Genomic DNA, 20,177 nt, shown 5'->3' with positions numbered 1-20,177 from the left:
CGGCGGCCTCGCGGGACAACCGCCGGACCGTTTCCGGGGCGACATTCGTGCCGGACCTGTGAAGCTGCGCATTGCAAGATGGACGACGATCTCAAGGGCATGAGCCGCGAACGGCTGGAGGAAGAGGTGCGCCGCCTCAGGGCCGGTATCCGCGCCCATCGGGACGCCACCGGCCATGCCTTGTGCTGGCATCATCCGCAGCTCTGGCAATTGCTGCCGGAGCGGCTGGATCCGGACATTGCCGTCCCCCCATGGCCCAAGTTCCTGCGCGGCTGCATCCGCTACCGGCAAAGCCTCGATGAGCAGCGCCCCGGCGCCGCCGTCCACGACGCCGAGTATGAGTGACACGCAGCAGGACCGCCTTGGTTCGACGCCGCGACCTGCCCCATTCCGCGAAGAACGCCGTCATGGCCGCAAGCAGATCGGCCCCAATCCGATAAACAGATCAGGGGCAGAAAATTCGCAAGAGAAATGGTGCCCAATGCAGGCCACACATTCTCCTCAACCCCTACTACCCAAGCTCCGCGGGAGTCTCCCACCCTCCTAGGTCAAGTCTTCCTGTCGGTTCGATCCAGGTGGAGGAAACGGATAGCGGTTCGCATCTTGCGAGACGCTGCGGCCTCGTGCAGAACTTGCCGGAGGGTAATCGGGTATTGGCCATGATCGGGCGAATGAACTTGTCGCAGCTGAAACTACCTAAAATAGCGTTCGCCTGCGCCTTTGTCAGCCAACCCGTGAGCGCCTACAGCAACGAATTGCAGGCCGCCATTGACGCACTCGTCGGCACCCAGTTCGTTCTTAGTGAGCCTATCATGGAAAATGGCGCAAGAACCGGCTGCGCTCTCGAGTACAACGTATTCCTTCGCGATCATCTCTATGGAAGCGGAGATTTGCTGAAGGTGGCTGGTTCCGTTGGCGTGTTGTCGATCCCCACTCATGACGCACGCAAGTTCGCCGGCCTGTTGAAGGTGTCACCCTCCAAGCTCGACTGGGACGCTCAACTCGAAGCGCATGCAACCCCGTCGCCGCCAACGCGCATCTATCTGACAAGCGACACTCTCGGCTCGAACCTCGACGAGTTGGTCCGGACAGTACCTAACCCGGAGGCCGGTAGCCTTTTCGGTGTCTTCCACGCCAACACCTTCTTGAGAATCCTCGCCGAAGGGGCGAAGGAGAAACGGTTGAAAATCGGTTTCGATCAGAATAGCGCAGAGCGGGACCTAGTTATGTCAGTCGACTTTGACATTGTGGCGACCGACCCCGATGGCGGTAGAAGCCGCTCGGACAAGCAACTCAATAATTTTGTCGAATGTCTGAAGATGCTTCTGCGAGAATGACGAGCCAACGGGCGAAGTCGAGGCGCCGAGGAATTGGCCATCACTGAACAGGTCAACGCGGCATCACCTTGCTGATGGTTGCTTCGGCACATCCTTCGCGAGCCAGCTTGGCTTCACCATCAGAGCTCCCCCCGCGCCCGTGGAAGCGATCAGATGCAGACCGCGCTATCGGATCCTTTTCGCCGCGTTAGGCCCGGTTTCCGAGCGTCCCGACAGCTCCTCGCCCCTGTTGGTATCAGGCCGAGAATGTACCAATATAATTTTTGGGACTGCCCACGCGCGAGCGCACGCTTCAGCACGGGAAACAACAGGCAAAAGCACCCGGTTCAGTGGGCTTCTGTCAGGACTGCGATCGAAGGGAAAGAGGGAAATGGTGCCCAGAGCTGGAATCGAACCAGCGACACTGCGATTTTCAGTCGCATGCTCTACCAACTGAGCTATCTGGGCCCACGCTCGCCGCGCCTTGCGGCGCCGCTGCGGACGATGCGCTTATAGAGAGTGCGACAGCGCCTGTCCAGTCGGGTGATGGTTGCATCCACAGGCCCGTCGGTCCGTCGCTGCCGGCAGCACTGTCCCTGCCCTCATGCCGGGCCGGTCCCGGGCCGCCGGTCCCGGGGAAGCCCGCGACATGCTCAAAGGCGTGGATGGCCGGGACAAGCCCGGCCATGACGCAATCCGTGACAAGACTGAAAGGGCGGTCGTCGCCGCGGTCGCGGTCAGTCCTCGCCGCCGCGGCGCCGGGCGCCCTCGCCCGCCCCGCCGTCGTCGGGCAGGTCGTCGTCCTCGGCGGCGGGGATGGCGTAGCTGCCGCTCAGCCAGCGGTTGAGGTCGACATCGGCGCAGCGCGAGGAGCAGAAGGGGCGCCAGCGCTCGACACGCGGCTTGCCGCAGATGGGGCAACCCGGGGCCCTTGCCTCGTCGTTGGCCGGCTTCGTCTCGAAATCCTTGATGGTTCGAACTCCCTGAGGCATCGGCGTCCCGTCAGACGGCATTGAGCCAGCTGAGGCGCACGGGGTAGCCTTCGCCCTCCAAGATGGCGACCGTCTCCTGCAGGGGCAAGCCCACCACGGCCGTGTAGGAGCCGACGAGCTTGACGACGAAGCAACCGGCCAGGCCCTGGATGGCGTAGCCGCCGGCCTTGCCGCGCCATTCGCCGGAGGCGAGATAGCTCTCGAGCTCGTCGCGCGACAGGTTCTTGAAGCGCACGCGCGTCTCCACCACCCGCTCGCGCAGCTTGCCGGCGGGCGTCGCGACACAGATCCCGGTGTGGACGCGATGCACGCGGCCGGAGAGCAGGCGCAGGCACTGTGCCGCCTCGTCCACCACCTCCGCCTTGGGCAGGATGCGCCGGCCGACGGAAACCACCGTGTCGGCGGAGACGAGGAAGGCCTCGGCCAGCTCCTCGCGCCCGCGCGCCACGGCGAGCGCGGCTTCCGCCTTCTCGCGCGCAAGGCGCCGGGCGTAGTCGCGCGGCTTCTCGCCCCGCCGGGGCGTCTCGTCGAGATCGGCCGGCAGGACGGCGTCGGGCTCGAGCCCCGCCTGCTGCAGGAGCGCGAGCCGCCGGGGCGAGCCTGATGCCAGTATGAGCCTGGGGCGCCAGCCACCGGCCGGGTTGGGCTTCAAGGACAAACCTTTCTCCGCATCGAACGTGGGGCGGGCCGCGCGCGCCGCGGCTGCATCACTTGAAGCGGTACGTGATGCGCCCCTTGGTCAGGTCGTAGGGCGTCATCTCGACGAGGACACGGTCACCGGCGAGGACGCGGATGCGGTTCTTGCGCATCTTGCCCGCCGTATGGGCGATGATTTCGTGATCGTTCTCCAGCTTCACACGAAACATCGCGTTGGGAAGCAATTCGGTGACGACCCCAGGAAACTCGAGCAGCTCTTCTTTCGACATGCTCTGACCAGATCTGACAGCGAAACGGCGCGGAACGTAATCGAAAGACGAAGTCTTGTGAACTGGGCCATTGGAAGGATTTCACATGTCGGCCGGCCCGCTGCGCGGCGTCTCGCCCGCGTTTTCGGCCGGCACGGCAGCGGCGGCTTCAGCCGCCCTCGGGCGGGCGGCCTCCGCGCGCGCCATGCGGCGGTAGCGCATGACGCCCACCGGAATGAGCGCGAGATAGACGATCACGCCAATGGCGAGAACCTGGAAGGTGAAGCTGACGAGCAGCGCCGCGAAAAGGACGACGATGGCAAAGAGCGGCAGCACCTTCTCGCGCGGCACGCGGCTGCCCAGCGTCTTGCCCGCATAGGTCGGGATGCGGCTGACCATGAGGAAGGCGATGCCGACGAGATAGGCGGCGACGAAGGGCGCCGCGATGCCGTCGACCGGCAGGCCGAGCATGTGCAGATAGATCGGCAGGAGGGCGCAGATGGCGCCTGCGGGCGCGGCCATGCCCACGAAGTAGTTCTTCTGCCACTCCGGCCGGGCCGGGTCGTCGATCATGACGTTGAAGCGCGCGAGGCGCAGCGCCGCCGCGATGGCGAAGACGAGCGCCGCGATCCAGCCGATCGACCTCAGCTCGTGCAGCACGAAGCTGTAGAGGATGAGCGCCGGCGCGACGCCGAAATTGACGAAGTCCGCCAGCGAGTCGAGCTCCGCGCCGAAACGCGAGGTGCCCTTGAGCAGGCGCGCCACGCGCCCGTCGATGCCGTCGAGGATGGCGGCGATGACGATGGCGATCATCGCGAGCTCGAGCCGCTCCTCGATGGCGAGGCGGATGGCGGTGAGGCCAAGGCAGAGCGCAAGCAGGGTGATGACGTTCGGCACCAGCACGCGCAGCGGAATGGGCGTGAAGCGCCGGCGGCGCGCTTCCTCCGGATCCGGCGCGAAGGGCGGGAAAAGGTCAGTCATCGCGGATCATTCTCGGGCAAAGGCGCCGCCGGCACAACCTCAGGCGCTGCGGAAGGCGCGCGGCCCCTCCTCGGACCTCAGGTCGGCGATCACCGTCTCGCCGGCGATGGTGAGCTGGCCGAGCGCCACGAGCGGCTGGATGCCCGCCGGCAGGTAGACGTCGACGCGCGAGCCGAAGCGGATGAGGCCGAAGCGCTCGCCCGTGACGAGCGTGTCGCCCTCGTGCACGAAGCTGACGATGCGCCGGGCGACGAGGCCGGCGATCTGCACCACGCCGATGCGGTGGGGGCCGGATTCGATGACGAGACCGTTGCGCTCGTTGTTCTCGCTCGCCTTGTCGAGCTCGGCGTTGATGAACAGGCCGGGCGTGTAGACGATGCGCGCGATGCGGCCCGGAACCGGGGCGCGGTTCACGTGGCAGTCGAAGACGTTCATGAAGATGGAGACGCGCGTGTGCGGCTCCTCGCTGAGCGCGAGTTCCGGCGGCGGCACCACGGTGGCGATGCCGCTGACGCGCCCGTCCGCCGGAGCGATGACGAGGCCGTCACGCGTCGGCGTCACGCGCTCGGGATCGCGGAAGAAGTAGCAGATCCAGAGCGTGATGATGAGGCCGACCCAGCCGAAGGGCGCCCACAGGTGCCCGAGGACGAGCGAGGCCACCGCCGCGATGGCGATGAAGGGATAGCCCTCCTTGTGGATCGGCGTCAGCGTCTTGCGGATCGATTCGTAGATGGACATCTCTTGCTCTCGCATCGGCACTGTGCCGCCGGGACCGGACGCCGTCCCCTTGGCGGAAATCGTCATCCGGCCGGTGGAAGCCGGTTCCGTCATGAAACCGCAAACCCTGCGGATGCGCGCCGTTGCGGCAGCGGCGCTGCTCGCAACCCGCGCCCCATACGGGACCCGCGTGGCGCAGTGGGATGGCAGGCCTTGGCGCGCCCGTCAACCCGCCGTCAGGCTCATGCGCAGGCTTTCGCCCTCCTCCTCGGCGGCGCGCTTCAACTTCTCGCGGGCCTCGTCGGCCTCGCGCTGGCGGTTCCACATGGCGGCGTAGAGGCCGCCGGCCGCCAGAAGCGCGTCGTGCGTGCCGCGCTCGGCGATCACGCCCTTGTCGAGCACGATGATCTCGTCGGCGCCGACGACGGTGGAGAGGCGGTGGGCGATGACCAGCGTCGTTCGGCCGCGCGACACCCGGTCCAGCGCGTCCTGGATCTCCTTCTCGGTGAAGCTGTCGAGGGCCGAGGTCGCCTCGTCGAGCACCAGGATGGGCGGGCCCTTGAGGATGGTGCGGGCGATCGCCACCCGCTGCTTCTCGCCGCCCGAGAGCTTGAGGCCGCGCTCGCCCACCGGCGTGTCGTAGCCCTCCGGCAGGGAGCGGATGAAGGTGTCGATCTGCGCGAGGCGCGCAGCCTCGGCCACGTCCTCCTCCGCCGCTTCCCAGCGGCCGTAGCGGATGTTGTAGCCGATGGTGTCGTTGAACAGCACCGTGTCCTGCGGGACCATGCCGATCTTCTCGCGCAGGCTCGCCTGCTGCACGGCGGCGATATCCTGCCCGTCGATGAGGATGCGGCCGCCGCTCGGCTCGTAGAAGCGGAACAGCAGGCGCGAGATGGTCGACTTGCCGGCGCCCGAGGGGCCGACGATGGCGACCGTGCGCCCGGCCGGCACCTCGAAGGAGATGCCCTTGAGGATCTCGCGCTCCGGCACGTAGGAGAAGCGCACGTCCTCGAAGCGCACCGTGCCTTCGCCGACGACGAGCGGCGCGGCGCCCGGCCTGTCGCTCACCTCCGGGTGGCGGGCGAGGATCGAGAACATGTCGTCGATGTCGATGAGCGCCTGCTTGATCTCGCGATACAGCATGCCCATGAAGTTGAGCGGGATGTAGAGCTGGATCAGCATGGCGTTGACCATGACGAAGCCGCCGACCGTGGTGCGGCCGGCCCGCACGTCGAACACCGCCATCACCATGGCCGCCGTCAGGCCGAGCGTGAAGATGATGGCCTGGCCGGCGTTGAGCACGGCGAGCGAGGTGTAGGTCTCGACGCTGGCGCGCTCGTAGCGCTCGACGGAGCGGTCGTAGCGGCGGATCTCGCGCTCCTCGGCGCCGAAATATTTCACCGTCTCGTAGTTGAGCAGCGAATCGACGGCCTTGGTATTGGCGTCGGTGTCGGATTCGTTCATGCGCCGGCGGATGCCGATGCGCCACTCCGTCGCCTGGTAGGTGTAGGCGAGATAGACGACGACCATGGCGAAGACGACGGCGGCGTAGCGCCAGTCGAACTGCAGCCACAGGATGGCCATCACCAGCACGAACTCGATGATCGTCGGCACGAGTTGCAGCACCGCAAGGCGCACCAGCTCCTCGATGCCGGTGCGACCGCGTTCGAGGACGCGCGTCAGCCCGCCCGTCTTGCGCTCCAGATGGAAGCGCAGGGACAGCTGGTGCATGTGCTCGAAGGTCTTGAGCGCCAGGCGCCGCACGGCATTCATGGCCACCGAGGCGAAGACGCCGTCGCGCAATTGCGTGAGCCCGGCCATGAGCATGCGGGTGAGGCCGTAGAGCACCGTGAGCGCCACCGCCCCGGCCCATAGCGGCGCCGTCGCCTGCGCGCCGGCACCCCCGAGCTCGCCCGTCAGCGCGTCCGTCGCCCATTTGAAACTGTAGGGCATCAGGACGGTGACGATCTTCGCCGCCAGGAGCAGGGCGAAGGCGATGTAGATGCGCAGGCGCAGGTCCGCCCGGTCGTGCGGCCACAGGTAGGGCCACAGCCGCACCATGGTGCCTGCGATGCCCGGCCGGTGCGGCGCTGCGGCAGGCCCCTGCGCGGCCGTTTCCGGCGCGGCGAGGCCGGTTGCTTGGTCAGCCATTCAGAATGATTCCAGACAGAACGAACCCCTGATATAGGCCCGCCCGACCGTTTGTGCACCCTGCCGGTGACAGGCGTGCGGTGGCGAAGCGCGGCGCTTCGACAGGAGGCGCCGCGCTGCCGGTCACTGTTGCGCGCCGCCGTTGGGCAGCACGAAGACCTGGCCGGGATAGATCAGGTCCGGGTTGCGGATCTGCTGCTGGTTGGCGTCGTAGATCACCGTGTAGCGCATGCCGTGGCCGTAGATGCGCCGGCTGATCCGCCACAGGCTGTCGCCGCGGGAAACCTTCGCGGTGCGCACCTCGGGCACCACGACGACACCCTCGCCGCCGGACGGGCGGGCAGCTTCGGCCGGCGCCGCCTCGCCCTGCCCGGCCGGGACGCCGGAGACCTCGGGCGAGACCGGCCCGGTCGGCGCCACGGTTCCCTGTGCGGCCGGGGCGCCCGCCGCCGCTTCCGGCCCGGGCATGGTGAAGGGCACCTCGGCGCGTGACAGCACGGCCCCGGTGCCCGGGTCGACATCGTCGAGGCGCACGCGGTAGTCGCCCGGCGCCACCCCGCGCTCGACGGAGAAGGACAGGCGCCCGTCGGCCGGCACGTTGCCGGCGGCCAGATAGCTCTCGTTGAGATAGAGCCGCACCGTCGCGCCGGGGGCCCCGCGGCCCGACACGAACAGCCTGCCCCCGCCCTCGACGTCGACCGCATCGATGGCGACGCCGACCCGCTCGGTCGCCTGCCCCGCCGCCGGCGAATCCGCCGCCGCGGGGGCACCGGTGCCGGGCACCGCAGGCGCCGCATCTGCGGGCGGCTGCGCCTGGGCGGCACCGTCCTCGGCAGGCTGGGCGGGCGGCGTTTCCTGAGCGCCCTGTTGAGCGTCCTGCGGCGCGACCGGAGTTCCCTGGGCGACGGTCGTCTCGGGGCGCGACAGCACCTGCGTCGGTGCGTTCGGCGTGGCGAGGGCGACCATGGGCTGCTGCTTCTTGTCGTCGGCGACCACCACCGTGACCGACTGGCCGGAATTCTGCGTGCGCCCCTCGGCATCGGTCAGGCGCAGGGTCAGTTCGAACGTGCCGGCCGGGAGGGCCGGCGGCGTCATGGCGAACTGGCCCGCGGCATCGGTCGACGCCTCGGCGAAAGGCTCGCCGTTGCGCAGGAGCACGACCTTGCCGTTGGGCGCGGCGCGGCCGGCGATGACGGCCTCCCCGCTCGGCTCGACGCGTACGATGTCGAAGGACGGCACGACGGGCTGCGGCGCTGCCGGCGCATCGGCCGGCGCCTGCGGCGCGGCGGGTACGGCCCCCGCCTGCTGTTGCGCCCCCGCTTCCCCACGCTTCGCCGCCTCAGCCGAAGGCTGGTCGACCGACGGCTTGTCGCCGGCTGCCGCCGGCGGCACCGCGGGCGTCTCCCGGGCCGGCGCATCGGTCGCGGCAACGGGCACCTCGCGCTGTGTTTCCTGCCCGGCCTCTCGCGGAATGCCGAAAAGATAGATGATGAGCCCCAGGGCGATAACCCCTGCGACCGCAATGGCAATTTGCGAGTTGCGGGACAGGACCATAATGCGACTAACCCCCGATTATCCGATTGCCCAAGCTAGCGGCGTTGGCCTGCGCTCGCCATATCCTTCTGAGCCGGCGGCACATTTACGCTTGCCGGCGGCAAGCCTTGCCATATCGATCGTCCCACACCAACCTTGCCTGTGCCGTTCCGGAACATCTCACGCTTCGTGACTTGACCGGAGGCGCCGGGCCGAGCAAACCGCTAAGTCATGAGCAAGATTCGATCCATTTGCGTCTACTGCGGCTCGGCCGCCGGGGACGAGGCTGCCCACGCGGCTGCGGCAAAAACACTCGGCGCCGCCATGGCCGAGAAGGGCATCGGCCTCGTCTACGGCGGCGGCAACATCGGCCTCATGGGCACCGTGGCGCGCGCCGTGCTGGATGCGGGCGGGCGCGTGACGGGCATCATCCCCGAGTTCCTCAAGAAGCGCGAGGTGATGCTGACGGACGCCCAGGAGACGATCGTCGTCCCGGACATGCATACGCGCAAGCGCATGATGTACGAACGGGCGGACGCCTTCGTCGCCATGCCCGGCGGCATCGGCACCCTGGAGGAGCTCGTCGAGCAGCTCACCTGGGCCCAGCTCGGCCAGCACCGGAAGCCGGTCCTGCTGCTCAACACGCAGGACTTCTGGCGTCCGCTGCTGCAGCTCTTCGCCCACATGCGCAACGAAGGCTTCATCCGCCCCGGCTTCGAGGTATCCTATCTCGTCGCCGAGAAGGTGGGCGACGTGATACCGATGATCGAGCAGGCGGCCGCCCGCGTCAGCGACGAGGAGCGGGAAGCCAAGGTGCCGCTCGGCGAGCGGTTCTGATGATCCACTCCACGCGTCATGGCCGGCTTCGTCATGGCCGGCCTCGTCATGGCCGGGCTCGTCCCGGCCATCCAAATCACTGATAGCATCAAGGTTCCAGAGGCACGGATGCCCGCGACAAGCGCGGGCATGACGGCGGGGCGTGCCCTCACTCCCTTCCCGCGCCGCTCCTGACGAGCTTGTAGACGACCGAATCCGTCAGGGCCTGGAAGGAGGCATCGATGATGTTGGCCGAGACGCCGACGGTGCACCAGCGCTCGCCGGTCTCGTCGCCGGATTCGATGAGCACGCGCGTCACGGCGTCCGAGCCGCCCTGGAAGATGCGCACCTTGTAGTCGACGAGTTCCAGGCCCTCGATGAAGCGCTGGTACTTGCCGAGGTCCTTGCGCAGGGCGAGGTCGAGGGCGTTGACGGGGCCGTTGCCCTCGGCGGCGGAGATGAGGATCTCGTCCCCCACCTTCACCTTGACGATGGCCTCGGCCACGGTGACGAGCTCGCCGATGGCATTGTAGCGTCGCTCCACGTTGACGCTGAAGCGCTCCACCATGAAGAACTCCGGCACCTCGCCGAGGACGCGCTTGGCGAGCAGGAAGAAGGAGGCGTCGGCCCCCTCGTAGGCATAGCCCTGGGCCTCCTTCTCCTTCACCGCCTCGAGCAGGCGGGAGATGCGCGGGTCGGCGCGGTCGACGTGGAGCCCCACGCGCTCCAGCCCGGCGAGCAGGTTGGACCGGCCGGCCTGATCGGAGACGAGCACCTGCCGGACGTTGCCGACACTCTCCGGCGCCACGTGCTCGTAGGTGCGCGGGTCCTTCAGCACGGCCGAAGCGTGGATGCCGGCCTTGGTGGCGAAGGCGCTCGCGCCGACGTAGGGCGCGTGCCGGTTGGGCGCGCGGTTGAGGATCTCGTCGAGCGCGCGCGAGAGCTGGGTGATGCCCGCGAGCGCCTCCTCGTCGACGCCGATCTCGAAGCGGTCGGCGAAGCCGTCCTTCAGCTTCAGCGTCGGGATGAGACTGACGAGATTGGCATTGCCGCAGCGCTCGCCGAGACCGTTGAGCGTGCCCTGCACCTGCCGCGCCCCGGCCTTCACCGCGGCGAGCGAATTGGCGACGGCGCAGCCCGTGTCGTCGTGGGCGTGGATGCCGAGATGGTCGCCCGGCACGTGGCGCGCCACGTCGGCGACGATGGCGGCGACTTCCTCCGGCAAGGTGCCGCCGTTGGTGTCGCACAGCACCACCCAGCGCGCGCCGGCCTCATAGGCAGCCTTGGCGCAGGCGAGCGCATAGTCGCGGTTGGCCTTGTAGCCGTCGAAGAAATGCTCGCAGTCGAGCATCACCTCGCGCCCGGCGGCCTTCGCCGCGGCGACGCTCTCGCGGATGCCGGCGAGGTTCTCCTCGAGGCTCGTCTCCAGCGCCACGGTGACCTGGTAGTCCCAGGACTTGGCGACGAAGCAGATGGTGTCGGCCTTCGCCTCCAGCAGCGCCGCCACGCCCGGATCGTTGGCGACGGAGCGGCCGGCGCGCTTCGTCATGCCGAAGGCGGCGAACTTCGCGCGTTCCGTGCGCCTCGCCGCGAAGAACTCGGTATCGAGCGGGTTGGCGCCGGGATAGCCGCCTTCCACATAGTCGATGCCCAGCTTGTCGAGCAGGCCCGCGATGAGGCGCTTGTCCTCCAGCGAGAAGTCGACGCCCGTGGTCTGGGCGCCGTCGCGCAGGGTGGTGTCGTAGAGATAGACGCGCTCTCGCGTTGTCATGAGGCTGGTCCTTCCCCTGCCGCCGGCAGGGCTTTTTCCATGCGGGTGCTGCCGAGCCATTCCTCGCCGCGCATGACCGTGTTGCGGTGCTGCGCGAGATAGCCGCGCCGTTCGAAGAAAGGCCGCGCCGTATCGCTCGCATCCGTCGTCAGGCGCTTTGCCGCGCGGGCGCCGGCGAGCTTCTCCAGCGCGTCGCACAGGGCACTGCCGACACCCCGGCGGGCGAATTCCGGATGCACGTAGATCATGTCGATGTGATCGGCGCCCTTGAGCGCGGCGAAGCCCACCGGCATGCCGCCGATGGTGGCGACGATGGTCAGCATGCCGGCGAGCATGGCACCGAAGGCCTGTTCGTCGTCGGCGAGCATCATCCAGGCTTCCTGCTGCGCCTCGCTGTAGTCCTCGCCCGTCAGCTCCGCGATGCTCTCGCGGAAGATGCCGGCGAGCTCCGGCACGTCGGCGGGCAGGAAGGGCCGGAGCGCGGGAGCGGGCAGCGCCTGGGCGCTCATCGCTTCACCTCCCAGGTGGTGACGGGCTCGCCCGTCGCGGGATCCTTGCCGTCCTTCAGCTGGATGCCCATGGCGGCAAGCTCGTCGCGGATGCGATCGGATTCGGCCCAGTTCTTCGCCTTGCGGGCGGCGAGGCGGGCGGCGATGAGGGTGTCGACCCACTCGCCGTCCATGGTTCCGACCATGGCTTCGCGCAGGGCGCTCTCGCCGAAGGTTGCGACCAGCCGACCCGGCTCGAAGCCGAGGAGCCCGAGCCCGCCGGCGAGTTGGCGCGCCGCTTCGATATCGCCGCCGCGCGCGTCCGCGGCGAGGCCATGCAGGTCCGCGATGGCCTGGGCGCTGTTGAGATCGTCGAGCAGGGCCGCAACGAGGCCGTGCCCGGGCGTCTCGGCACCCGACAGCGCGGCCTCCTGCTGCTCCAGCACAGCTGCCCACCCGCGCAGCGTCTTCTCCGCCTCCTCCAGCGCCTTTACCGTCCAGTCGATCGGCTGGCGGTAGTGCGTGCGCAGCATGGCGAGGCGCAGCACCTCACCCGGCCAGGAGCGGCCGCCGAAGCTATCTGTCGCGAGCAATTCGTGAATGGTGACGAAGTTGCCGAGCGACTTCGACATCTTCTCGCCCTCGACCATGAGGAAGCCGTTGTGCAGCCAGAAGTTGGCCATGCGGCCGGTGTCGAAGGCGCAGCAGCTCTGGGCGATCTCGTTCTCGTGGTGCGGGAAGACGAGATCGATGCCGCCGCCGTGGATGTCGAAGACGTTCTTCGCCGGGTCTTCGCAGGCGAGGCCGCCGCCGAAGGGCTCGAGGAGCTTCGCCATGGCCATGGCCGAGCACTCGATGTGCCAGCCGGGCCGGCCCTTCACCGCGATGCCGCAGGGGCTCGCCCAGCCGGGCTCGCCCTCCTTCGAGGGTTTCCACAGGACGAAATCCATCGGATCGCGCTTGTAGGGCGCGACGTCGACCCGTGCCCCCGCCAGCATCTCGTCGAGCGAGCGGCGGGCGAGCGTGCCGTATTTCGGCGCCTTGCCGCGCGCGTCCATGGCGCCCGGGGAGAAGAGCACGTGGTCCTCGGCCACATAGGCGACGCCGCGGGCGACGAGCCGCTCGATGATGGCCTTCATCTCCTCGATGTGGCCCGTGGCGCGCGGCTCCGCGCTCGGCGGAAGGACGCCGAAGGCGGCGATGTCGGCGTGGAACTGCGCCTCGGTCTTCTCCGTGACCTTCGCGATGGCCTCGTTGAGCGGCAGGTCGGGATAATCGCGGGCGGCGCGGGCGTTGATCTTGTCGTCCACGTCCGTGATGTTGCGGACGTAGGTGACGTGGTTTTCCCCATAAATGTGCCGCAGCAGGCGGAACAGCACGTCGAAGACGATGACGGGCCGCGCATTGCCGATATGGGCGTAGTCGTAGACCGTCGGCCCGCACACGTACATGCGCACGTTCGCCGGATCGATGGGGCGGAAGTCTTCCTTGGTGCGCGTCAGCGTGTTGTGGAGCCGCAACGTCTCTTGAGACATGGATGATGATCTCCTAGCCGCCGGCAGGGAGGGCAATCCGATCTTTGCGAGAGAACAGGACGGCTCCAGCCAGCGGAAACGCTAGCTGCAAATAATGATCGGGCGAATGATCGCGGTGGCCGTCGTCATGACCGTGATGTTTGCCTTTTCGGCGAGAATCCGTCAAGAGACCTCCGCCGTGAATGCGCGGCCCGCACCCCGATGTGCGGCAGCGCACCTCGCCCCACGGAACTTTCAGGCTTTGTTCAGCTTCATCATGGAGAGTGCCTTCGGGCCTCGTCCCAACCCACCGTCGCCGAAACAGACACGTCCCCCATGCGCCGCGCCTTCGTCCTGACCGGTCTTGCCGCCCACCTCATCGCGCTCGCCCTCCTCCTGCCCGCCGCCGTGACGGCGTCGCCGGCGGACGAGGCGACCTTCATCATCCCGGCGAGCGACGGCTACGGCGTCGCGGAATGCCTCGCGACGGGCGACGACTGCGCGGCCGGCGTGGCGCAGGCCTGGTGCACGGCGCAGGGCTATGCCAAGGCGACGCATTTCGGCCTCATCGACCGCAGGGAAGCGACCGGCTCGCTGAAGGAAGAGGTGGCCGTGACGAGCCGCCGCGGCGCCCCGTCCGTGTCCATCACCTGCTCGGTCATGCCCTGAGCGCGACGCCGGCCGTCCCGAGACTTCGGGCCGGCCTCAGCTCTTCAGCCAGTCGGCGCAGCGCGGCGCCTCGCTGTCGCCCCAGGGCATGATGGGCACGCTCGAGGTGGAGTTCTTCGGCGAGCCCTCGATGATCCTGTCGGAATAGACGAGATAGACGAGCACGTTGCGCTTGACGTCGCAGCCGCGCACGATCTGCATGCGCTTGAACACGAGCGAGCGGCGCTCGCTGAAGACGACCTCGCCCTGCTCGAACTTGCCCTTGAAGCTGATCGGCCCCACCTGCCGGCACGACAGGGAGATGTCCGACACCTCCTCGGCGACGCCGAACATGCCCTTGACGCCGCCGCGCTCGGGCAAGGTGTAGTGGCAGGCGACACCGTCGGCCACGGGGTCGTCGATGCCGTAGACGGCGAGCTTGTCGTCCGGCGTCAGCATCTTCCACACGGTCGATTTCTTGAAGATGAGGTCGGGGCCTTCCGCGCGCGCCGGCACCGCGGCCGCGACGATCACCGCCGCACCCGCCGCGACTGCCATGAGAAACCGACGAAACGCCATGCATGCCCTCCTGGAGAACTGCAGGATCATATGGGCAGCGCATCCGCCCCGCACCAGCCTCCACCGGCGCAATCGCAGCATCACATCGGAAAAAATCTAAATTATTGATTTCATTTGATTTTGCGCCTCGATGACGGTAGCCCTGCGCGTGGGGGACGGGCTGCACGGCATACGAGCGACCAGGGAGCCATGCATGACGGGAACGTTTCAGGTCATAGCGCCGCGACGCGTTGCGCGGACGGAATGGGCGCTCTGCCTTGCCGCCAGCGTCGTTGCAGCCGCAGGCCTCGCGCTCGTGCCGCACCAGCGCTCCGCCGGCCAGCAGCTGGCGGTGACGCGGCCGCTGCCGACCGTCTTTCCCGCCCAGCCACGGCTCAGGCTCTTTCCCCCTCAGGCCGGTGCGTGGCAGACGCAACAGATCTTGTGGCCATCCAGGTCGCGGATATAGGCCCCATAGTAATCGGCATGATAGTGCGGCCTGAGGCCGGGCGCCCCTTCGTCGCGGGCGCCCGCCGCGAGCGCCGCGTGGTGGAAGGTGTCCACCACCGCGCGCGAGGGCGCGACGAAGGCCACCGTGACGCCGTTGCCGACGCTCGGCGCCTGGCCGTCGATCGGCCGTCCTATCCAGAACTGCGGCACGCTCTCCGGGCCGGCGGCATAGCCGAGCCAGCCGTGCTCGCGCTCGTCGAACTGGCACGCGAGGTCGAGCACCGCCAGCACGGCGTCATAGAAGCCCTTGGCGCGCTCGATGTCGGATGTCCCCAGCGTGACGTGGCTCAGCATGTCGCCTCCTCGCATGTTGTCCGGCTGGCCGCCGGCGGCCTGGAGGTTCTAGCGCACCCGGCTTGATCGTGGTTGCGGATTTGCCTCGGCCACGGGCGCGGGCGGCAGACGAGCGTCCGCCGCCGACGGTCTCGCGCCCTTTCGCCGATACAACCGAGAGCAGCCCCCCAAGAGCGCGCGTGGCATCGTGCCCCGGGCGATCAATCCGGCGCGCGGACCTCCTGCTCGATCGCCCCGAAGATCGAATGGCCGGCGGCGTCGCGCATCTCGATGCGGACGGTATCGCCGAAGCGCAGGAAGGGCGTATGCGCCTCGCCGCGGAGGATCGTTTCCACCATGCGCTGCTCGGCGATGCAGGAATAGCCGCGCCCGCCGTCCGCGACGGGGCGCCCCGGCCCGCCGTCGGCGTCCCGGTTCGAGACCGTGCCCGAGCCGATGATGGTGCCGGCGCCAAGGCGGCGCGTCTTCGCGGCGTGGGCGATCAGGGTCGGAAAATCGAAGGTCATGTCCTCGCCGGCGTCGGGGCTGCCGAAGGCCTTGCCGTTGACGTAGGAGGACAGGGCAAGATGCAGCCGCGCCCCGTCCCACGCCGGGCCGAGCTCGTCCGGCGTCACGGCCACCGGCGAGAAGGCGGACGAGGGCTTCGACTGGAAGAAGCCGAAGCCCTTGGCGAGTTCCCCGGGCACCAGGGCGCGCAGGGAGACGTCGTTGGCGAGCATGACGAGCCGGATGAGCCCGCGCGCCGCCGCCGCATCGCTGCCCATCGGCACGTCGCCCGTGACGACGGCGACCTCCGCCTCGAAATCGATGCCCGAAGCCTCGTCGGCCGCCACGATGGCCTCGCGCGGGCCGAGCAGCGCATCGGAGCCGCCCTGGTACATCAGCGGGTCCTCCCAGAACGACGCCGGCATCTCGGCGCCGCGCGCCTGGCGCACCAGCGCGACGTGATTGACGTAGGCCGAGCCGTCCGCCCACTGGAAGGCGCGCGGCAGCGGCGCGGCGCAATCATGCTCGTGGAAGCGGAAGGCGGGCACCGACCCGTGCTCGAGCTGCTCGGCGAGATCCGCGAGGCGCGGCGCGAGGCGCTCCCAGTCGTCGAGCGCCGCCTGCAGGGTCGGCGCGATGAAGAAGGCATCGGTGGCGCGGGTGAGGTCCTTCGAGACCACGACGAGGCGGCCGTCGCGGCCGTGCTTGAGCGAAGCGAGTTTCATCTGGTTCGTTTCCTCCCCGGCGAGAACCGTCGCCGGCACGGCCTTTCGGACGGGCAGCTTAACCCGGTTCGGCGCCGCGCGCGCCGTATCTCTCGCCCTGCATGGGCATTGCCGATCTTTGCAGGCAACGCCATCTCGGGTATTCGATCAAATCCATTAGATCTTTCGGGCTGCGCAAAGAGGCAGCGGGCGAACGCTGTATCCTGCGCGGGTGTCCATCGGACGGGCGACCGGCAAGAGGCAACGACCTGTAGCACATGAAACCGATATCGACGGATCCGGCGGCCGCCGCCTCCCCTGCGAGGCAGGCCAGGCTCGCGCTCTCCACCTTCCTGCCCTACCGGCTCAACGTCGTGGCCCAGCTGGTGGCCGAGGCGCTGGCCGAGAGCTATGCCGAGACCTTCGGGCTCGGCATTCCCGAATGGCGCGTCATCGCCACCCTCGGCGAATACGACGAGATGACGGCGCGCGACATCGGCCGCCAGAGCCGCATGCACAAGACGAAGGTGTCACGCGCCATCAGCGCGCTCGACGAGCGCGGCCTCATCGACCGGCGCTCCAACGAGGAGGACCGGCGCGAGGCCTTCGTCTCGCTGTCGCGCGAGGGCCGCGAGACCTACGCCGCCATCGTGCCGATCGCGCTCGGCTTCGCGGAGCGGCTGACCGACGGCGTGCCGCAGGAGGACCTCGCCGCCTTCGGCCGCGTCATCGAGCACCTCATGCAGCGCTGCGCCGCCCTGCACGAGGAGCCGCCGGCGATTGATCAGTGAGGCGTGCTCGGCTAAGCCATTGACGAGTGCCCGCCGCCGTCCGCATGGGTCGAGACGGCGCGGCGACACACTTTGGTCGATGTCTCGTTGTCCTAATTCGCCGGTCTCACGTCCGCTATCCTGCCGCCCCGAGAAGGATCGATGGTTGCTCGCTCTCTGAAGTTCGCCTTTGCGACCGTCGCCCTCGTCGTCGCCGCCTCCTCCGCGCTTGCGCAGTCGCCGGTCTGCGACCGCTATCGGGCCGAGCTCGCCTCCCTGCAGGCGGGGCCCGATCCGCGCGCCCGCCAGTATGAGACGGCGGCACGGCGCCAGCGGCAGGAGCTCGACCGCACGCGCGCCTATTTCGACCAGCTCGGCTGCAGCCGCGGCCGCTTCCTGTTCTTCGGCGATGCGCCGCCGCCGGAATGCAACGGCCTCGCCGGCCGCATCCGGCAGATGGAGAGCAACCTGGAGCAGCTGCTGGCCACCGCCGACCGCCTCGGCGGCGGGCCGGGCGTCGAGCAGCGCCGCCGGCAGCTGCAGGCGATGTACGCCCGTGAATGCCAGCCGGGCGGGCGCCCGCGCGGCTTCTTCGAAAGCCTGTTCGGCGGCGGCCCGCCGCCGGACGAGCCGGTGCCCGAGATGACCGAGGTGCCCCTCGACGAGGGCCAGCGCTTCGGCGGCTCGCGCGCCGTCTGCGTGCGCACCTGCGACGGCTATTTCTTCCCCCTCGGAGCGAGCCCCGGCGGGCGTGAGGGCGGGCGCAGCATGTGCCAGGCGATGTGCCCCGGCGCGGCGACGGACCTCTATTTCATGCCGCAGGGCGGCGCCATCGAGCAGGCGGCGAGCTGGTCCGGCCAGCCCTATACGGCGATGCCCAACGCCGGCCGCTACAAGAAGACCTTCGACCCGGCCTGCAGCTGCAAGAGCCAGAACGAGACCTGGGCGCAGGTGCTGCAGCGGGCCGAGCAGATGATCGAGGGCCGCAAGGGCGACCTCATCGTCACGGCCGAGAAGGCCGAGGAACTGTCGCGGCCCAAGCAGGAGGCTCCGCAGCGCAGCCGTGCGCAGGACGCCAAGAAGCCGGCGGATGCGGAAGAGGAAGTCGGCGAATCGGCGAGCGCCCTGCCCACGGGCTCGAGCGAATCCTCGGGCATCGACGCCGGCGCCATCGAGGACGCCGGCCCGACCGTGGACCAGCACGAGGGCCCGACCCAGGACGTCACGCGTCCGGACGGCGTGCGCACCCGCGTACGCATCGTCGCCCCGAACGTCGTCGCCGTGCCCAAGGTCGAAGGTCCGGCGCCGAACAGGTAGCGCGGCCTGCCCTGCCCCTGCCCTTGGGGCATGTATGGCCTTGGGGCTTGCCCGGTCTTGGGGCAGTCCGGTCTTGGCGCAGTCCGGTCTTGGGGCAGTCCGGTCTTGGGGCAGTCCGTCATGCCCGCGCTCGTCGCGGGCATCCACGCCGCAACGCCGGCGCCGGGCGGACAGTCGTGGATTGCCGCGACAAGCGCGGCCATGACGGCGAGAAGGGGGGGCACGCCTCTTCCAGCGCCTGTGCGCTCGTGGAGCCGCATGTGCCGCCCTCCGGCAACACCGAAGGTCACGTGCCCTATTCTGCCGACCGGGTGACCTCCTGCGCCGTTCTTGAAGGGCGCTGTCCGCATGCGTGAGAGGATGCCGCCAGCTTTCGGGCGGCGGGACCGAATGTACGGCATTGCCGTTGTCTTCCCACCGGCTCCCCCGTCATGCCCGCGCTCGTCGCGGGCATCCACGCCGCAACGCTGGCGCTTGGGCGGGCAGTCGTGGATGGCCGCGACGAGCGCGGCCATGACGGCGGGGGTGTTGCGCCGGGAGCGTCTCGGCCGGAGCGTCTTGGCCGGAGCGTCTTGGCCGGAGCATCTTGGCCGGGAGTGTCTTGGCCGGAGTGTCTTGGCCGGGAGCGTCTTGGCCGGGAGCGTCTTGGCCGGGCTCGTCCCGGCCATCCACGCCTTTGAATTTGCGCGACTTTTCAAGGCACACATACCAATAAGGGGGCAGGCATGCTCCAGCGGCTCGACGGCCACGCGAGGTCATTCAACCTGTCGGTTGACAATTAATCCGCACGCCCTATATTAAACCTTATGGTTGAATTAAACACGCCCCAGCTCGACACCGTCTTCCACGCCCTCGGCGATGCTACGCGCCGGCACATGCTGCGCGAGCTTGCCAGCGGCGAGCGCACGGTGGGCCAGCTTGCCGAGCCTTTCGCCATCTCGCTCGCAGCGGCCTCGAAACACATCAAGGCGCTGGAGACTGCCGGGCTCATCCGGCGCGAGATCAGGGGCCGCACGCACGTATGCCGCCTCGATCCGGGGCCGCTCGCCAGCGCCTATCACTGGCTGAGCTTCTACGAGCGCTTCTGGACAGGACGTCTCGATGTGCTCGAGGCGCTCCTGCGCGCGGAGGACGCCAGCCGATCTCCCACACCCGAAGGAGAGGAACAATGACCGAGCAAGCCACCCTCGACGCCTATGGCGTGCTGACCGAATCCGCCACGCTCAGGATCCAGCGCCTTCTGCCGGGCCCGGTGGAACGCATCTGGGCCTATCTCACGGAGAGCGATCTGCGGCGCCGCTGGCTCGCGGCCGGAGACATGGAGATGAAGGTCGGCGCGCCCTTCGAGTTCATCTGGCGCCACGATGAACTCACGGATCCCCCAGGCCAGCGGCCGTCCGGCTATTCGGACGAGCACCGGATGCAGAGCCGCCTCACGGAGGTCGACCCGCCCCGCCGGCTCTCCTTCACCTGGAACGGCACCGGCGACGTCACCTTCGAGCTCGAGCCGCGGCACGAGGCGGTACTGCTCACCGTGACCCATCGCCGGCTGCCCGATCGCTCGACCCTGCTCCAGGTCAGCGCCGGCTGGCACATGCACCTCGACATCCTGGTCGCCCGCGCCTCGGGCGAGGAGCCGGAGCCCTTCTGGGACCGCTGGCAGAGCCTGCAGCAGGACTACGATCGCCGGATGCCCGACTGAGGGC

The 20,177-nt window shown here is 68.6% G+C and carries 21 protein-coding genes and 1 tRNA gene; 8 read left to right on the top strand and 14 right to left on the bottom strand.

The genetic code is table 11. The features are described from left to right. The first annotated feature begins 78 nt into the window (after positions 1–78). Together GGR16_RS02925 and GGR16_RS02920 are read left to right on the top strand one after the other, a co-directional pair. Complete coding sequence (locus GGR16_RS02925; RefSeq protein ID WP_019400043.1) at positions 79–345, top strand: hypothetical protein; 267 nt, start codon at positions 79–81, stop codon at positions 343–345. A gap of 326 nt (positions 346–671) precedes the next feature. Then, positions 672–1,337, top strand: a complete 666-nt coding sequence (locus GGR16_RS02920) for a hypothetical protein (RefSeq protein WP_183315666.1) — start codon at positions 672–674, stop codon at positions 1,335–1,337. A 371-nt stretch (positions 1,338–1,708) separates the two neighbouring features. On the opposite strand, the gene GGR16_RS02915 is transcribed toward GGR16_RS02920, so the two are convergent. From GGR16_RS02915 to GGR16_RS02880, 8 genes are all read right to left on the bottom strand, one after another. Next, positions 1,709–1,784, bottom strand: a tRNA-Phe gene (locus GGR16_RS02915). A 269-nt stretch (positions 1,785–2,053) separates the two neighbouring features. Then, positions 2,054–2,308 carry a DNA gyrase inhibitor YacG gene (gene yacG / locus GGR16_RS02910; protein WP_019400045.1) on the bottom strand — a complete coding sequence of 85 codons (255 nt, stop codon included), beginning with the start codon at positions 2,306–2,308 and terminating at the stop codon, positions 2,054–2,056. Between the two features lie 10 nt (positions 2,309–2,318). Then, complete coding sequence (locus tag GGR16_RS02905) at positions 2,319–2,960, bottom strand: Maf-like protein (protein WP_183316313.1); 642 nt, start codon at positions 2,958–2,960, stop codon at positions 2,319–2,321. Positions 2,961–3,015: 55 nt separating this feature from the next. Next, entirely contained in the window at positions 3,016–3,234 is a 219-nt protein-coding gene (gene infA, locus GGR16_RS02900; RefSeq protein WP_026014757.1) for a translation initiation factor IF-1, read from the bottom strand. Between the two features lie 81 nt (positions 3,235–3,315). Then, complete coding sequence (gene pssA / locus GGR16_RS02895) at positions 3,316–4,194, bottom strand: CDP-diacylglycerol--serine O-phosphatidyltransferase (RefSeq protein ID WP_183315665.1); 879 nt, start codon at positions 4,192–4,194, stop codon at positions 3,316–3,318. A gap of 39 nt (positions 4,195–4,233) precedes the next feature. Next, positions 4,234–4,947 (bottom strand): phosphatidylserine decarboxylase, encoded by a 714-nt coding sequence (locus GGR16_RS02890; RefSeq protein ID WP_256374251.1) that lies wholly within the window; start codon positions 4,945–4,947, stop codon positions 4,234–4,236. 189 nt (positions 4,948–5,136) lie between these two features. Continuing rightward, entirely contained in the window at positions 5,137–7,062 is a 1,926-nt protein-coding gene (locus GGR16_RS02885) for an ABCB family ABC transporter ATP-binding protein/permease (protein ID WP_281380521.1), read from the bottom strand. Positions 7,063–7,185: 123 nt separating this feature from the next. Next, complete coding sequence (locus GGR16_RS02880) at positions 7,186–8,616, bottom strand: LysM peptidoglycan-binding domain-containing protein (protein WP_183315664.1); 1,431 nt, start codon at positions 8,614–8,616, stop codon at positions 7,186–7,188. A gap of 210 nt (positions 8,617–8,826) precedes the next feature. Between GGR16_RS02880 and GGR16_RS02875 the strand changes: the two genes are divergently transcribed. Beyond that, positions 8,827–9,432 carry an LOG family protein gene (locus tag GGR16_RS02875; protein ID WP_026014759.1) on the top strand — a complete coding sequence of 202 codons (606 nt, stop codon included), beginning with the start codon at positions 8,827–8,829 and terminating at the stop codon, positions 9,430–9,432. Positions 9,433–9,580: 148 nt separating this feature from the next. Here the strand turns inward: GGR16_RS02875 and cimA are convergent, their stop codons facing one another. Genes cimA through cysS form a run of 3 tightly spaced genes read right to left on the bottom strand, consistent with a single transcriptional unit; the run spans position 9,581 to position 13,205 of the window. Beyond that, positions 9,581–11,182: a citramalate synthase gene (cimA, locus tag GGR16_RS02870; RefSeq protein ID WP_019400053.1), complete on the bottom strand. Its 1,602-nt coding sequence runs from the start codon at positions 11,180–11,182 to the stop codon at positions 9,581–9,583. Continuing rightward, on the bottom strand, positions 11,179–11,691 hold the full coding sequence (locus tag GGR16_RS02865; RefSeq protein ID WP_183315663.1) for a GNAT family N-acetyltransferase: 513 nt from the start codon (positions 11,689–11,691) through the stop codon (positions 11,179–11,181). The genes cimA and GGR16_RS02865 overlap by 4 nt, the downstream gene beginning before the upstream one ends. Next, a complete protein-coding gene (gene cysS / locus GGR16_RS02860) occupies positions 11,688–13,205 on the bottom strand; it encodes a cysteine--tRNA ligase (RefSeq protein WP_183315662.1) in 1,518 nt (505 codons plus the stop codon). Before cysS ends, GGR16_RS02865 begins: the two co-directional genes overlap by 4 nt. 315 nt (positions 13,206–13,520) lie before the next feature. Here cysS and GGR16_RS02855 point away from each other — a divergent pair, with 315 nt between their 5' ends. Then, the gene (locus tag GGR16_RS02855; protein WP_183315661.1) at positions 13,521–13,853 is read left to right on the top strand and encodes a hypothetical protein; all 333 of its coding nucleotides are present in this window, start codon (positions 13,521–13,523) and stop codon (positions 13,851–13,853) included. A gap of 36 nt (positions 13,854–13,889) precedes the next feature. On the opposite strand, the gene GGR16_RS02850 is transcribed toward GGR16_RS02855, so the two are convergent. The 3 genes from GGR16_RS02850 to GGR16_RS02840 form a co-directional block, all read right to left on the bottom strand. Next, entirely contained in the window at positions 13,890–14,411 is a 522-nt protein-coding gene (locus GGR16_RS02850; protein WP_040403285.1) for a CreA family protein, read from the bottom strand. 390 nt (positions 14,412–14,801) lie between these two features. Then, positions 14,802–15,194 (bottom strand): VOC family protein, encoded by a 393-nt coding sequence (locus tag GGR16_RS02845; RefSeq protein WP_183315660.1) that lies wholly within the window; start codon positions 15,192–15,194, stop codon positions 14,802–14,804. 200 nt (positions 15,195–15,394) lie between these two features. After that, entirely contained in the window at positions 15,395–16,405 is a 1,011-nt protein-coding gene (locus tag GGR16_RS02840) for a fumarylacetoacetate hydrolase family protein (protein ID WP_183315659.1), read from the bottom strand. Between the two features lie 257 nt (positions 16,406–16,662). Between GGR16_RS02840 and GGR16_RS02835 the strand changes: the two genes are divergently transcribed. The 4 genes from GGR16_RS02835 (at position 16,663) to GGR16_RS02820 (ending at position 20,173) form a co-directional block, all read left to right on the top strand. Next, the gene (locus GGR16_RS02835) at positions 16,663–17,175 is read left to right on the top strand and encodes a MarR family winged helix-turn-helix transcriptional regulator (protein WP_183315658.1); all 513 of its coding nucleotides are present in this window, start codon (positions 16,663–16,665) and stop codon (positions 17,173–17,175) included. A gap of 141 nt (positions 17,176–17,316) precedes the next feature. Further along, positions 17,317–18,471: a DUF2865 domain-containing protein gene (locus GGR16_RS02830; RefSeq protein WP_053193806.1), complete on the top strand. Its 1,155-nt coding sequence runs from the start codon at positions 17,317–17,319 to the stop codon at positions 18,469–18,471. An 806-nt stretch (positions 18,472–19,277) separates the two neighbouring features. Further along, positions 19,278–19,643, top strand: coding sequence for an ArsR/SmtB family transcription factor (locus GGR16_RS02825; RefSeq protein ID WP_183315657.1), 366 nt, complete (start codon positions 19,278–19,280; stop codon positions 19,641–19,643). After that, a complete protein-coding gene (locus GGR16_RS02820; protein ID WP_183315656.1) occupies positions 19,640–20,173 on the top strand; it encodes an SRPBCC family protein in 534 nt (177 codons plus the stop codon). The genes GGR16_RS02825 and GGR16_RS02820 overlap by 4 nt, the downstream gene beginning before the upstream one ends. Positions 20,174–20,177: the final 4 nt, after the last annotated feature.

It is taken from the genome of Chelatococcus caeni, from assembly GCF_014196925.1.
Lineage (GTDB): Bacteria > Pseudomonadota > Alphaproteobacteria > Rhizobiales > Beijerinckiaceae > Chelatococcus_A > Chelatococcus_A caeni.
Note: the sequence above shows the minus strand (reverse complement) of the source record. Positions and strands in the feature narration are given on the sequence as shown.